This window comes from Bradyrhizobium sp. USDA 4504 (assembly GCF_054063995.1).
In genome coordinates, this window is record NZ_JBSSGV010000001.1 from 2,711,113 (window position 1) to 2,723,918 (window position 12,806).

Here is a 12,806-nt window from a genome sequence, read left to right on the forward strand (position 1 = left end):
AAGAAGGAGAGCAAGCCCATGGCAAGCTTGGCGGAAGTGCGCAGAGAAGAGCCCGAGGAGGAGGTTTCTCCTATGGATCCGGTGGCGCGTCCTGAGGAATTGCGGCTCCTGGAAGCCCTGTTGTTTGCATCGGCCGAGCCGATCGATCAGGCAACGCTGGCAAAGCGGATGCCCGACGGCGTCGACGTCAAGGCGGCGCTCGCGCAGCTGCAGGCGGAATACGCGCCGCGCGGCGTCAACCTGGTGCGTGTCGCCAACAAGTGGACGTTCCGCACCGCCGGCGATCTGTCGTGGCTGATGACGCGCGAAAGCACCGAAACCCGAAAGCTGTCGCGTGCCGCGATCGAGGTGCTTGCGATTGTCGCCTATCACCAGCCGGTGACTCGCGCCGAGATCGAAGAGATTCGCGGCGTGGTCACGTCGAAGGGCACGATCGATGTGCTGCTCGAGACCGGCTGGATCCGCCCGCGCGGCCGGCGCAAGACGCCGGGCCGTCCGCTCACCTTCGGAACCACCGACGCGTTCCTGTCGCAGTTCAGCCTGGAAGCGCTCGGCGACCTGCCGGGGCTCGAGGAGCTGAAGGGCACGGGTCTGCTCGACTCGCGTCTGCCGACCGGATTTTCCGTTCCGTCGCCGTCGGATGACGCGACGCTGCGGGAGGACGAGGAGCCGCTCGAGCCGGGTGATACGCTGGAACTGCTGCTGGCGCCGGCCGTCGAGCTGGAAGCCGAGGAACCGAAGGCCGACGCAGAAACGACTGATGAGGTCGGGACTGCTGAGGTCGAAACGACCGCCCAAGCGGAGGTCGAGGCGGACGTTCCCTCTGACGCGGATGCGGCCGAACCTGACACCGGCGAGCCGGAAGACCGCGCCGACCACGCGGGTGATGACGCCGCCACCGAGGACAAGGGCGAGAAGGCCTGAATATTCCCGGTTAAGCCTAGCAATATTACGTAGCCGCGACAGCGATTTGCCGCGGCCGAGGTCCTTGTTTTTGACACCCCGCGGGCCTACCTTCCGGCAAAGTTCAGGCCGGTCCGCCGGCCATTTCTGGAGGGTTGCAGGATGGGTTCGTTGAGCATTTGGCACTGGATCGTCGTGATCGCAGTGGTCCTGCTGCTGTTCGGACGCGGCAAGATTTCCGATCTGATGGGTGACGTCGCCCAGGGCATCAAGGCCTTCAAGAAGGGCATGCAGGACGACGACAAGGTCGCCGAGAAGACCGAGCCCACCAAGTCGATCGATCACAATGCGGCGACGTCGGCCGCGCGCCAGGACGTCGGCAGCAAGGCCGTCTAACGCGCTTGTACTGACGCATATTTCGACGTTTTTTCTTGCGCGAAACGGTGACGCCGTCGCACAGACGCGCTATGGACGCCGATTGAGAAAAGGCGCCGGCAGCCCCAGATCCTGTTAGGAGCGATGGGGCCGATGGCGGCGCGCTTAGGCGGAAGAATTCATGTTCGATATCGGGTGGAGTGAACTGGTCGTCATCGCGGTCGTCGCGCTGATCGCCATCGGCCCGAAAGAACTGCCGGGCGTGCTGCGCATGGTCGGGCAATGGATGGGCAAGGCCCGCAAGATGGCCTCCGAATTCCAGGGCCAATTCCAGGAAGCCATGCGCGAGGCCGAGATGGCCGACCTCAAAAAGAGCTTTGACGAGGTCAAGGAGGCCGCAACCGGCATCACCAACGGCAACATTATGACCTCGCTGCAGAAGGACGTCAGCGACGCCCTGCAGATCGACAAGCCGGTCGATGCGCAGGTCGCGTCCGCAATCGACGCACCGGTGGCGTCAAGTGACACACCGGTGACGCCCACGACTCCCGTCGAGCCGACGCCGGAAACCTTCGTCGAGGCCGAGGCGCACGCGGCAGCCAGCGAGCCGCTTGCGATCACCAATGAGGTGAAGGCCGAGCCTGCGCCGCAGGACGTGACGCCGGTACAGCCCGACGCGCTCAAGGACGCGAGGGCGTCATGAGCGCCGAAGACATCGAGGCCAGCAAGGCCCCCTTGATGGATCACCTGATCGAGCTGCGCTCGCGGCTGATCAAGGCGCTGCTCGGCTTCGGCGTGGCCTTCATCATCTGCTTCTTCTTCGCCAAGCAGATCTACAACGTGCTGGTCTGGCCGTTCGTCTGGATCGCGGGGCCGGAGAATTCGAAGTTCATCTACACCGCGCTGCTGGAATATTTCATCACCCAGCTGAAGCTCGCATTGTTCGGCGCCGGCTTCATCTCGTTTCCGATCGTCGCCACCCAGATCTACAAATTCGTCGCGCCCGGTCTCTACCGGCATGAGCGCAACGCGTTCCTGCCGTATTTGATCGCCACTCCGGTGTTCTTCGTGATGGGCGCGGCGCTCGTCTATTTCGTTGTGCTGCCGATGCTGGTGCGGTTCTCGCTCGGCATGCAGCAGGCCGGCGGCGCGGAGACCGCGCAGATCCAGCTGCTGCCCAAGGTCGGCGAATATCTTTCGCTGATGATGTCGCTGATCTTCGCCTTCGGCATCGCGTTCCAGCTGCCGGTGATCCTGACGCTGCTCGGCCGCATCGGCATCGTCACCTCGAAGATGCTGAAGGAGAAGCGGCGCTACTTCATCGTGATCGCCTTCATCATCGCCGCCGTCCTGACGCCGCCCGACGTGCTGAGCCAGGCCTCGCTCGCGATCCCGCTGCTCGCGCTCTACGAGGGCGCCATTATCGCGGTCCGGATCGTGGAGAAGAAGGCCGCGACCTCGAATGCGTCGTCCGGGGCGACCAATCCGGCCGAATAGGGTGATTTCACCTCACAGTCGGTGTCATACCCCGCGAAAGCGGGGTATCCCGTACGCCGCGGCTTCTCGGTGACACGCCGACGTCTCTGGAATGCTGGATCACCCGCTTTCGCTGACGATGACGGTCGTGGTAGTGGAACTGCAAACCGTAGTTTGCCAACGCAATGTTGGTTGCTTACGCATAGCCTGCCAGGACTGACTTATGCACGACATCAAAGCGATCCGCGACAACCCGACAGCCTTCGACGCCGGCCTGAAGCGCCGCGGGTTAGAGGCCCTGTCGCCGTCGCTGCTGGCGATTGACGAGAAGCGGCGGGCGGCGATCCTGGCGTCGGAGAAGGCCCAGGCGCGGCGCAATGCGGCCTCGAAGGAGATCGGCGAGGCCAAGAAGGCAAAGGACGAGGCGCGCGCGGCCAAGCTGATGGCTGAAGTTGCCGAGCTGAAGACCACGATGCCAGAACTCGAGGCGGCGGCGAAGACGGCCGATGAACAGCTGACCAAAGAGCTGTCGTCGATTCCGAACCTGCCGCTCGACGAGGTGCCCGACGGTACCGACGAGCACGGCAACGTCCAGCACCATGTGTACGGCAAGACGCGCGACTACGGCTTTGCGCCGAAGCTGCATGACGATCTCGGCACCGCGCTCGGCTATATGGATTTCGAGGCGGCGGCGAAACTGTCCGGCGCACGTTTCGTCGTGCTGAAGAAGGGGCTGGCGCGGCTCGAGCGCGCGATTGGGCAATTCATGCTCGACCTGCACACCGGCGAGCATGGCTATACCGAGATCAATCCGCCGCTGCTGGTGCGCGACGCCGTGATGTTCGGCACCGGACAGCTGCCGAAATTCGAGGACGACCAGTTCTGGGCGATCAAGGGCGAATTGCTCGCGTCGCCGAATGCCGATCTGCGCAGCGAGCGCCTCGGCCTGATCCCGACCGCCGAAGTCTCGCTGACCAACCTCGCGCGCGAATCCATCCTCGACGAGAAGGAGCTGCCGATGCGGCTCACCGCGCTGACGCCTTGCTTCCGTGCCGAAGCCGGCGCGGCGGGACGCGATACGCGCGGCATGATCCGCCAGCACCAGTTCACAAAGGTCGAGCTGGTGTCGATCACGACGCCGGAAGCCGGCAAGGATGAGCTCGAGCGCATGCTGTCCTGCGCCGAGCAGGTTCTGCAAAAGCTCGACCTGCATTATCGCGTAATGACGCTGTGCGCCGGCGACATGGGCTTCTCCGCGCAGAAGACCTACGACATCGAAGTGTGGATGCCGGGGCAGGGCGATGGCGGCGCCTATCGCGAGATTTCGAGCTGCTCGGTGTGCGGCGATTTCCAGGCCCGTCGCATGGACGCGCGCTATCGCGGCCCCGACGGCAAGCCGCGCTTCGTGCATACGCTGAATGGCTCCGGCACGGCGGTCGGGCGGGCCTTGATCGCCGTCATGGAGACTTATCAGCAGCAGGATGGTTCGATCGCGGTGCCCGATGTGCTGCAGCCCTATATGGGCGGGCTCAAGGTCATCGAGCACGGCATGTGAGGCGAGGGCCAGTGCGATGCCGCTGCACCGTGACATCCACTGGCTAGGTCGACAATGGGCCGTCACGGGCCACGGTCTGCAGCTGATCAATCAGAAGCAGATGGGCTATTACGACATCGAGGCCGCGCGCCTGTGGGACGCGCGCGTGACCGAGGTGCAATCGAAGGCCTGGATCGACAGGCCCGACTTCGACAAGGCGCTGGAGATCGCGCGCGGCAAGTTCGCCCAATTGGCGCCGGCAGATCTGCCGCCACCACCTGCACCGATTGCGTCGCCGCCACCGCCGGTCCGGGCGACGCCGCCGGCCGCGCCGCGCGCGCCGCTTGACGCGACATCGGTGCCCTCGATCGAGGAGCTGCTGGCCAGGCTGAAATCGAAATCGGCTGCGACGGCGCCGGGCGAAGCGCTCGCTCCGGTGCCGCTCAAACCCGAACCGCTCGGGGTTGAGCCTCGGAAGGTCGAGCCGGCGCGGTCCGAGCTCCCCCAAGCGGCTTCGGTCGCCCCCGAACCGTCCAGGGCTGAGTCTCGCGCGTTACAAGCTCCGAAGGCTGAGTCGCTCACGACCGCGCCGGCCAAGGCCGATCCCATCACGGCCGATCCCATCAAGTCCGAGCTCCCCACGTCGGAGCTTCCGAAGCCTCCCGAGCCCGAGCCTCGCCAAACCGCACCAATTGCTCTTGAGCCGGCCAGGCCGGAAGCTCGGAGGGTTGAGCCGCCCAAGGTTGAAGCTCCCAAGGTTGAAGCTCTCAAATCTGAAGCTCCCAAGGTTGAAGCAAAGCCTGAACCTGCCAAGCCTGAACCTGCCAAGCCCGAGCCTCCAAGGTCAGAAGCTGTCGCGTCCCGGGGGCTCGGGGCCGAACTGCGTCAGACCCCACGGGTCAAAGTGCCGGAGGCGCCGCGGCCAACGCCCGTGATCGCGGTTGTTCGGCGGCCGGCCAGAGCAGCCTGGCCGGTGTTCGAGCGCAAGATCGCCGGCAGCGCGCGATTTGTCCGTCCATGGCGCGTGACGTCGGCACGATGGCGCGGGCCATCGCCAGGTTTGCCTCCGCGGCCCTAGCCGGTTAAGACGACAGTCAACTCAAGAAGCCGATACCCGCGCCGAATCGGAACAAAAGGCACTTTGACGGATGCGAATTCTCTGCACCAATGATGACGGCATTCATGCTCCAGGCCTGCAGGTCGTCGAGCAGATCGCACGCGCGTTGTCCGACGACGTCTGGATCGTTGCCCCCGAGCTCGATCAGTCCGGCGTCTCGCATTCGCTGTCGCTCAACGATCCGCTGCGTCTGCGCGAGGTCAGCCCGCGTCACTTCGCGGTGCGCGGCACGCCGACCGATTGCGTCATCATGGGCGCGCGCCACATTCTCGGAGACAAGCTGCCCGATCTCGTGCTGAGCGGCGTCAACAAGGGCCGCAACGTCGCCGAGGACGTGGTCTATTCCGGCACCATCGCCGGCGCGCTCGAAGGCACCATTCTGGGCTTTCCGTCATTCGCGCTGTCGCAGGAATTCTCGATTGAGACGCGCAATGCGCCGCTGTGGGACACCGCGCTGAAATTCGGGCCCGACATCATCCGCAAGGTGATCGGCGCCGGCGTCCCCAGGAACACCGTGATCAACGTCAACTTCCCGTCCTGCATGCCCGATGACGTGAAGGGCATCCGGATCACGCGGCAGGGCAAGCGCAATCAGGGGTTCCTGAAGATCGATCGCCGTCACGACGGACGCGGCAATCCGTATTTCTGGATCGGCTTCGAGCGCGCGGCGATGATGGATGCGCCGGCCGAAGGCACCGATCTCGCCGCGCTTGCGGCGCGCTACGTCTCGGTCACACCGCTGCGGCTCGACCGCACCGATGAAGCATTTTCGGAAACGCTGATTGATACGCTGAAGTAATCCTCGGGGAATCTGTAGCCCGGATGGAGCGAAGCGAAATCCGGAACCCGTATTGTGAAGTCCCCGGATTACGCTTCGCTCCATCCGGGCTACGCGCGCAACTTGCGGCTAGACCGGCGCGCCCTTCATCGCGCTGGAGATCACCTGGGCCAGCGTTTCCAGCTGGAAGGGCTTTTGCAGCGCCGGACGGTCGCGATACTCCGGAGGCAGGCCGGACGAGCCATAGCCGGTCGCGAAGATGAAGGGGCGGTTGCGGGCGTTGATCAGTTCGGCGACCGGGGTGATCACCTTGCCATTGACGTTGACGTCGAGGATCGCGAGGTCGAATTCGGTCGATTGCGCAAGCTTGACCGCTTCGCCGATCTCGCCGGCCTCGGCCGCAACGCTATGGCCGAGTTCCTCCAGCATATCGGCGACCATCATCCGGATCATGACCTCGTCCTCTACGAGGAAAACTGAACAGCCCGCCGGCCGTATCGCTGTCATGATGGAATCCTTGCCCTTCCCTGAATCAGGCTCGCAAATAACATTACAGCGCGCAATGCAAACGTTCGGGAATTGGTCCTTTTCCGGCGCGCCACAGCGTTTTCCGCATCTCGCTGGCGGGCTTTGCTGCGCAAGATTTGCCCAACAGCCAACGAGGTGTGTTGGCCCTACGAGCGCCCTGATCTGCGCCACCCAGACGTTAACTGCGCATCGCCGCCAATTATATGTGAGGGGGCCGGGCCGGCGCCAATGCCAAATCTGGCGATGGTTCCTGGCCGGGAACAAAACGCGACGGGAAATTTTTCCTTAACGCGGTATTTCGGATTTCAATGGCATCTAGTGTCCCGAATCCGAAGTTCGCATCATTTGCCGCACCTTCGGAGCGAACTTCGGATTCGATAAGGACACTAGCAAACTTATGATTCTAGTGTGCTTTATGAATGCGAAGTTCGTGAAAGTGGCTGCCGCGAAATCGCACGAACTTCGCATTCAGCACACTAGAGGGCAAGATTCCGCGCTGCCGCCCAGAGACGCTGATGAACATGGCCGTGAACCCCGATCCGACCGAGAAAATGATGTTTCAGCTGACCCTGCGGCGGCGTGGGGTGAGCGATCAGGCGGTGCTGCGTACGATGGAGGAGGTGCCGCGCGAGGTCTTCGTCGATCCGCGCGATCGTAACGAGGCCTATCGCGACAGCGCGCTTGCGATCGCCTGTGGGCAGACCATCAGCCAGCCTTTCGTCGTGGCCTACATGACCGAGCAGTTGAAACTGCAGAAGGACCATCGCGTGCTCGAAATCGGCACCGGCTCGGGCTATCAGGCGGCCGTGCTGTCCCGGTTGTGCAAGCAGGTGCTGACCATCGAGCGCTACCGGACGCTGGCCGACGGCGCCCGCAAGCGCCTCGAAAAGCTGGGTTATTACAATATCGAGGTGCTGCTCGGGGACGGCTTCGACGTTCCGGCTGGGGCAGGCGACTTCGACCGCATCATCGTCACCGCGGCGATGGAGCAGATCCCGGAGAAGCTCTTGGAGCGGCTCGAACCCGGCGGCATCCTGATCGCCCCGGTCGGGCCGCATCAGGGTATCCAGACCCTCGTCCGCGTGGTGCGGACCGAGAACCGCTTCGACCGCAAGGAATTGGTCGACGTCCGCTTTGTGCCGGCGTTGCCGGGAATCGCGCGCGAATTGTAAATTTGGCGATTTGCTGCTTGGCACCAACGCCTTATTCGCAGGGTTAAGCGGTTATTTACTCGGTACGTGTTTACTCAAAACAGTCTTTTGTTGCGTACGAGTGAGTAACCATGTCTGGGGTTGTTGAGTTGCTTCGCTCGCGTCGCGTACCGCAGGTTGCGGTGCTGACGCTGATGTCCATGGCTTTTGCCGGTTGCAGCGCCGATATGTCGTCGCGCTTCTCGCAAAACTCCTACTCGCAAAATCCGTTTGCGTTTGATCCGCAGCCGACCGGCACCGTGCAGCAGGCGCCGCCGCCGCGCGAGTTGCCGCAATACGCGCGGCCGCGAACGCAACCGCAGTATTCGCAATACCAGTCACAGCCGTTGCCGCCGCCGGTCGCAGCGGCGCCGCAGTCCTATCCGGTCGCCAATGGCAATGCCGGCGTCTCCGGAGGAGGGCGCGGGGTCTCGTCCTACACGCCGCCGCCCGCGCGTCCGCAGATCGAATCCACCGGCACCGTTCCGCATTCGGTCGCCGCAGCCCCTGCCGGGCACAACGGCACCACCATCATCGTCGGCACCAGCGATACGCTGGAAGTGCTGGCACGCCGCTACAACGTCTCGACCGCCGAGATCCTGCGCGCCAACGGCTACAAGGGACCGCGCGCGCTGTCGCCCGGCCAGCAGCTGGTCATTCCGCGTCCGACCGCATCGGCCGCGGCGCCGGCAATGGCCGCACCGGCCGCGCGCCCTGTCGCCGTGGCAGCCGCGCCCGCCGGCGTCCACTATGTCAATCGCGGCGACACGCTGCACAGCATCGCGCGTCAGCACCACATCCCGGTGGCCGAGCTCGCCCGCGCCAACAACCTCGACCAGTCGGCCCGGCTGAGCCTCGGCATGAAGCTCGTGGTGCCCGGCGCCAAGACGGCGATGGCGGCACCCGCGCCCGTTGCGCAACCTGTTGCCGCCGCGCCGGTTGCTGCCGTGGCTCCGGCGCCGGCGGTCGCGGCCCCGAAGGTTGTTGCAACCGCGTTGCCGCAGCAGAGCGCGCGGCTGGTCCAGCCAACCGCGACGGTCGAGCAGCCGGCGGCCGCCGCTGAAGCGCCCGTCGTCACCAAGTCGAGCGAGGCCACCGGCGCGTTGCCGACCTTCCGCTGGCCGGTGCGCGGCAAGGTCATCACCGCCTACGGCTCGAAGACCAACGGCAAGGTCAATGACGGCATCAACGTCGCGGTGCCCGAGGGCACGCCGGTGAAAGCGGCCGAAGACGGCGTCGTCGCCTATTCGGGCAATGAGCTGAAGGGCTACGGCAATCTCGTGCTGGTTCGCCATTCCAACGGCTACGTCACAGCCTACGCCCATGCGAGCGAAATCCTGGTGAAGCGCGGCGATACCATCAAGCGCGGTCAGGTAATTGCCAAGTCGGGCCAGTCCGGCGAGGCGGGTTCGCCGCAGCTCCACTTCGAGATCCGCAAGGGATCGTCGCCGGTCGATCCGCTCCAGTTCCTCAACGGCGCGTAAGCTACGCGTCGGGACTTCAAGGGACTTCCAAGTCTCACAACAAAGACAGCGGGGGAGGCGCAAGCATCCCCCGTTTTGTTTTGACGATTGCAGCGACGATTACTTGCCGCTCAGCCGCGTAGCCCGGATGGAGTGAAGCGAAATCCGGGAGCTCACCCGCGGCGTGCACCGATCCCGGATTGCGCTGCGCTTCATCCGGGCTACACAGGCGATGACGGGAGGGCTATGCCTCCCATTTCCTGTTAATTGCCACTAAGCCGCACGCCGAGCCGGCCTGCGAGTTCCTGCGTGTACTGCCAGGCGACGCGGCCCGAGCGCGAGCCGCGGGTGGTCGACCATTCGAGCGCCTCGCGCTCGAGTTCGTCCTCGGCGATCTTGATGCCGTAATGGTCACAATAGCCCCTCACCATCGCGAGGTATTCGTCCTGGCTGCAGCGGTGGAAGCCGAGCCAGAGGCCGAAGCGGTCCGACAGCGACACCTTTTCCTCGACCGCTTCGCCGGGATTGATCGCGGTCGAGCGTTCGTTCTCGATCATCTCGCGCGCCAGCAGATGCCGCCGGTTCGAGGTCGCATAGAGGATGACGTTGTCGGGGCGCCCCTCGATGCCGCCTTCCAGCACCGCCTTCAGCGACTTGTACGAGGCATCGTTGCCGTCGAAGGAGAGGTCATCGCAGAACACGATGAAGCGGAAGGAGGAGCTGCGCAGCAGCTCCATCAGGCCGGGCAGGCTCTCGATGTCCTCGCGGTGGATCTCGATCAGCTTCAGCCGGTCGGCCGGCTTGCGGTCGAGATTGATGCTGGCATGGGTGGCCTTGACCAGCGACGACTTGCCCATGCCGCGGGCGCCCCAGAGCAGCGCATTGTTGGCGGGCAGGCCGTCGGCGAAGCGCTCGGTGTTCTCCATCAGGATATCGCGCATCCGATCGACGCCCTTGAGCAGGCCGATCTCGACGCGGCTGACGCGCGGCACCGGGGCGAGGCGCCCGTCCGGATGCCAGACGAAGGCGTCCGCGGCGCCGAAGGTCTCGGCCGGATCGAGGGCCGGGGAGGCGTCCGCGAGGCGGCTGGCGATGACCTCCAGGGCGTTCGCGATCCGCTCGGCCGCTGCGCCGTCGAGCGCCGTTACCGGGCGTTTTGTCGCGGCGTTTTCAGCGCGCTTGGCAGCAGCCTTGGGGGTGGTTTTGCGGGTTGTTTTACTGGTCGTTTTCTTGGCTTTTTTCGGCATTTGTCCAGTTCCTGACGGCGCAGCCTTATCGGGCTGGCGGCGGTCCCGCAAGCGCCCTAAATGAAGGTCCGTTAACGTTGCAATTGGGACCGCGGCCGCTATAGTCCGCGCGAATTTGTCCGGACCGCCATACCGCCCCGAATCCGAGGCCGCTGCCGGTTCTTTCCCGTCTTATCCGAGGATCGTCCGAATGCTGATTACTCCTGCGTTTGCCCAGGCTGGAGCGACTGGTGACACCAACAGCATGTTGATGTCGCTGCTGCCATTCGCGCTGATCTTCGTCATCATGTACTTCCTGATTCTGCGCCCGCAGCAGAAGAAGGTGCGCGACCATGCGGACCTCGTGAAGAACATCCGCCGCGGCGACACCGTGGTGACCTCGGGCGGCCTGGTCGGCAAGGTGACCAAGGTGGTCGACGACGACCAGATCGAGTTCGAGATTTCGGACGGCGTTCGCGTGCGCCAGATGCGCCAGATGATCTCTGGTGTGCGTACCAAGGGTGAGCCGGCGAAGGGCGACGCCAAGGACGAGGCGTCCGCGAGCTGATTGCCGCGGCGCCTTTTTGGAATCTGACGGGTCAACTCGATGTTGTATTTCACGCGGTGGCGAGCGCTGGGGATTATCCTGACAGCGCTGGTGGTCTGCCTGTGCGCCGTGCCCAATTTCTTCCCCGAAGCGCAGGTGAAGACCTGGCCGGCCTGGGCGCAGCGGCGCCTGGTCCTCGGCCTCGATTTGCAGGGCGGCTCCTATCTGCTGCTCGAAGTCGACTCCAACTACGTGAAGAAGGAGAAGCTCGACCAGATCCGCGACGATGTCCGGAAGGTGCTTCGTGAAGCCAAGATCGGCTACACCGGCCTCAACACGCGTAACGACGCGGTGGAAGTCCGCATCTCCAAGGAAGGCGACCAGGCGACGGCGTTGTCGAAGCTCCGCGAGCTGTCGCAGCCGCTCGGCGGCCTGCTCGGCTCCAGCGGCCAGCGCAGCCTCGAGGTTGCCGATGCCGGCGGCGGCCTGATCCGTCTGAGGGTCCCGCAGGCCGCGATCACCGAGCGCATCCGGCAGACCATCGAGCAATCGATCCAGATCGTCGAACGGCGCGTCAACGAGCTCGGCACGGTCGAGCCGGTGATCCAGCGTCAGGGCACCGACCGCATCCTGGTCCAGGTGCCGGGCCTGCAGGATCCGACGCGCCTGAAGGAGCTGCTCGGCAAGACCGCCAAGATGGAATTCCGCATGGTCGACAGCTCGGTGTCGCCGGACCAGGCCCAGCAGGGCCGCCTGCCACCGGACTCCGAGCTCTTGATGAGCGCGTCACCGCCGCCGGTTCCGTATGTCGTCAAGAAACAGGTTCTGGTTTCCGGAGGCGAGCTCTCCGATGCCCAGCCCGGCTTTGACCAGCGCACCGGCGAGGCGATCGTCAGCTTCAAGTTCAATACGTCGGGAGCGCGCAAATTTGCGCAGGCGACCGCCGAAAACGTCGGCCAGCCGTTTGCGATCGTGCTCGACAACAAGGTGATCTCGGCACCCGTGATCCGTGAGCCGATCACCGGCGGACAGGGCCAGATCTCCGGCAGCTTCACCGTGCAGTCGGCCAACGATCTGGCGATCCTGATGCGTGCCGGCGCGCTGCCGGCGCCGCTGACCGTGATCGAAGAGCGTACCGTCGGTCCCGGCCTCGGGCAGGACTCGATCGAGAAGGGCGAACTCGCGGCCTATGTCGGCTCGATCCTGGTCATCGTGTTCATGCTGATCACCTATCGGCTGTTCGGCGTGTTCGCCAACATCGCGGTGGCGATCAACGTCGCCATGATTTTCGGACTGCTGTCGCTGCTCAACGCCACGCTGACGTTGCCGGGCATCGCCGGCATCGTGCTGACCGTCGGCATCGCGGTCGACTCCAACGTGCTGATCTACGAGCGCATCCGCGAGGAATTGCGCGGCGGCCGCAACGCGATCTCGGCGATCGACGCCGGCTTCAAGCGGGCATTGGCGACCATCCTCGACTCCAACATCACCACCTTCATCGCCGCCGCCGTGCTGTTCTACATCGGCACCGGACCGGTCCGCGGCTTTGCCGTGACGCTCGGCATCGGCATCATCACCACGGTGTTCACCGCCTTTACCCTGACGCGCCTGATCGTCGCCGGCTGGGTGCGGTGGAAGCGGCCGCAAACCGTGCCGATCTGAGAGGCCT

At 64.5% G+C, this 12,806-nt stretch carries 12 protein-coding genes and 1 pseudogene; 11 read left to right on the top strand and 2 right to left on the bottom strand.

Going from position 1 to position 12,806, the window contains the following annotated elements; translation table 11 throughout:
• Positions 1-18: 18 nt before the first annotated feature.
• From scpB to surE, 7 genes and pseudogenes are all read left to right on the top strand, one after another.
• Positions 19-909: pseudogene (gene scpB, locus ACVMB1_RS12275) on the top strand (SMC-Scp complex subunit ScpB); the annotation flags it as partial.
• Between the two features lie 156 nt (positions 910-1,065).
• Positions 1,066-1,299, top strand: a complete 234-nt coding sequence (locus ACVMB1_RS12280; RefSeq protein WP_016846882.1) for a twin-arginine translocase TatA/TatE family subunit — start codon at positions 1,066-1,068, stop codon at positions 1,297-1,299.
• A 160-nt stretch (positions 1,300-1,459) separates the two neighbouring features.
• Positions 1,460-1,981, top strand: a complete 522-nt coding sequence (gene tatB, locus ACVMB1_RS12285) for a Sec-independent protein translocase protein TatB (protein WP_141340437.1) — start codon at positions 1,460-1,462, stop codon at positions 1,979-1,981.
• Complete coding sequence (gene tatC, locus ACVMB1_RS12290; RefSeq protein WP_038381092.1) at positions 1,978-2,775, top strand: twin-arginine translocase subunit TatC; 798 nt, start codon at positions 1,978-1,980, stop codon at positions 2,773-2,775. Before tatB ends, tatC begins: the two co-directional genes overlap by 4 nt.
• A 202-nt stretch (positions 2,776-2,977) precedes the next feature.
• Positions 2,978-4,309: a serine--tRNA ligase gene (serS, locus tag ACVMB1_RS12295; protein ID WP_141340436.1), complete on the top strand. Its 1,332-nt coding sequence runs from the start codon at positions 2,978-2,980 to the stop codon at positions 4,307-4,309.
• A 16-nt stretch (positions 4,310-4,325) separates the two neighbouring features.
• Positions 4,326-5,366: a hypothetical protein gene (locus ACVMB1_RS12300; RefSeq protein WP_141340435.1), complete on the top strand. Its 1,041-nt coding sequence runs from the start codon at positions 4,326-4,328 to the stop codon at positions 5,364-5,366.
• A gap of 70 nt (positions 5,367-5,436) precedes the next feature.
• A complete protein-coding gene (gene surE, locus ACVMB1_RS12305) occupies positions 5,437-6,204 on the top strand; it encodes a 5'/3'-nucleotidase SurE (RefSeq protein ID WP_028332131.1) in 768 nt (255 codons plus the stop codon).
• Positions 6,205-6,312: 108 nt separating this feature from the next.
• On the opposite strand, the gene ACVMB1_RS12310 is transcribed toward surE, so the two are convergent.
• Entirely contained in the window at positions 6,313-6,690 is a 378-nt protein-coding gene (locus tag ACVMB1_RS12310) for a response regulator (protein ID WP_026192734.1), read from the bottom strand.
• 536 nt (positions 6,691-7,226) lie between these two features.
• On the opposite strand from ACVMB1_RS12310, the gene ACVMB1_RS12315 reads away from it, so the two are divergent.
• Positions 7,227-7,883 (top strand): protein-L-isoaspartate(D-aspartate) O-methyltransferase, encoded by a 657-nt coding sequence (locus ACVMB1_RS12315; RefSeq protein ID WP_057018533.1) that lies wholly within the window; start codon positions 7,227-7,229, stop codon positions 7,881-7,883.
• 110 nt (positions 7,884-7,993) lie between these two features.
• Positions 7,994-9,385 carry a LysM peptidoglycan-binding domain-containing M23 family metallopeptidase gene (locus ACVMB1_RS12320; protein WP_076828627.1) on the top strand — a complete coding sequence of 464 codons (1,392 nt, stop codon included), beginning with the start codon at positions 7,994-7,996 and terminating at the stop codon, positions 9,383-9,385.
• 242 nt (positions 9,386-9,627) lie between these two features.
• Here the strand turns inward: ACVMB1_RS12320 and ACVMB1_RS12325 are convergent, their stop codons facing one another.
• Entirely contained in the window at positions 9,628-10,611 is a 984-nt protein-coding gene (locus tag ACVMB1_RS12325; protein ID WP_141340434.1) for an ATP-binding protein, read from the bottom strand.
• A 190-nt stretch (positions 10,612-10,801) separates the two neighbouring features.
• Here ACVMB1_RS12325 and yajC point away from each other — a divergent pair, with 190 nt between their 5' ends.
• Both yajC and secD read left to right on the top strand, forming a co-directional pair.
• Positions 10,802-11,158, top strand: coding sequence for a preprotein translocase subunit YajC (gene yajC, locus ACVMB1_RS12330; RefSeq protein ID WP_026192737.1), 357 nt, complete (start codon positions 10,802-10,804; stop codon positions 11,156-11,158).
• A gap of 39 nt (positions 11,159-11,197) precedes the next feature.
• Positions 11,198-12,799 carry a protein translocase subunit SecD gene (gene secD, locus ACVMB1_RS12335; protein WP_141340433.1) on the top strand — a complete coding sequence of 534 codons (1,602 nt, stop codon included), beginning with the start codon at positions 11,198-11,200 and terminating at the stop codon, positions 12,797-12,799.
• The last annotated feature ends 7 nt before the right edge of the window (positions 12,800-12,806 follow it).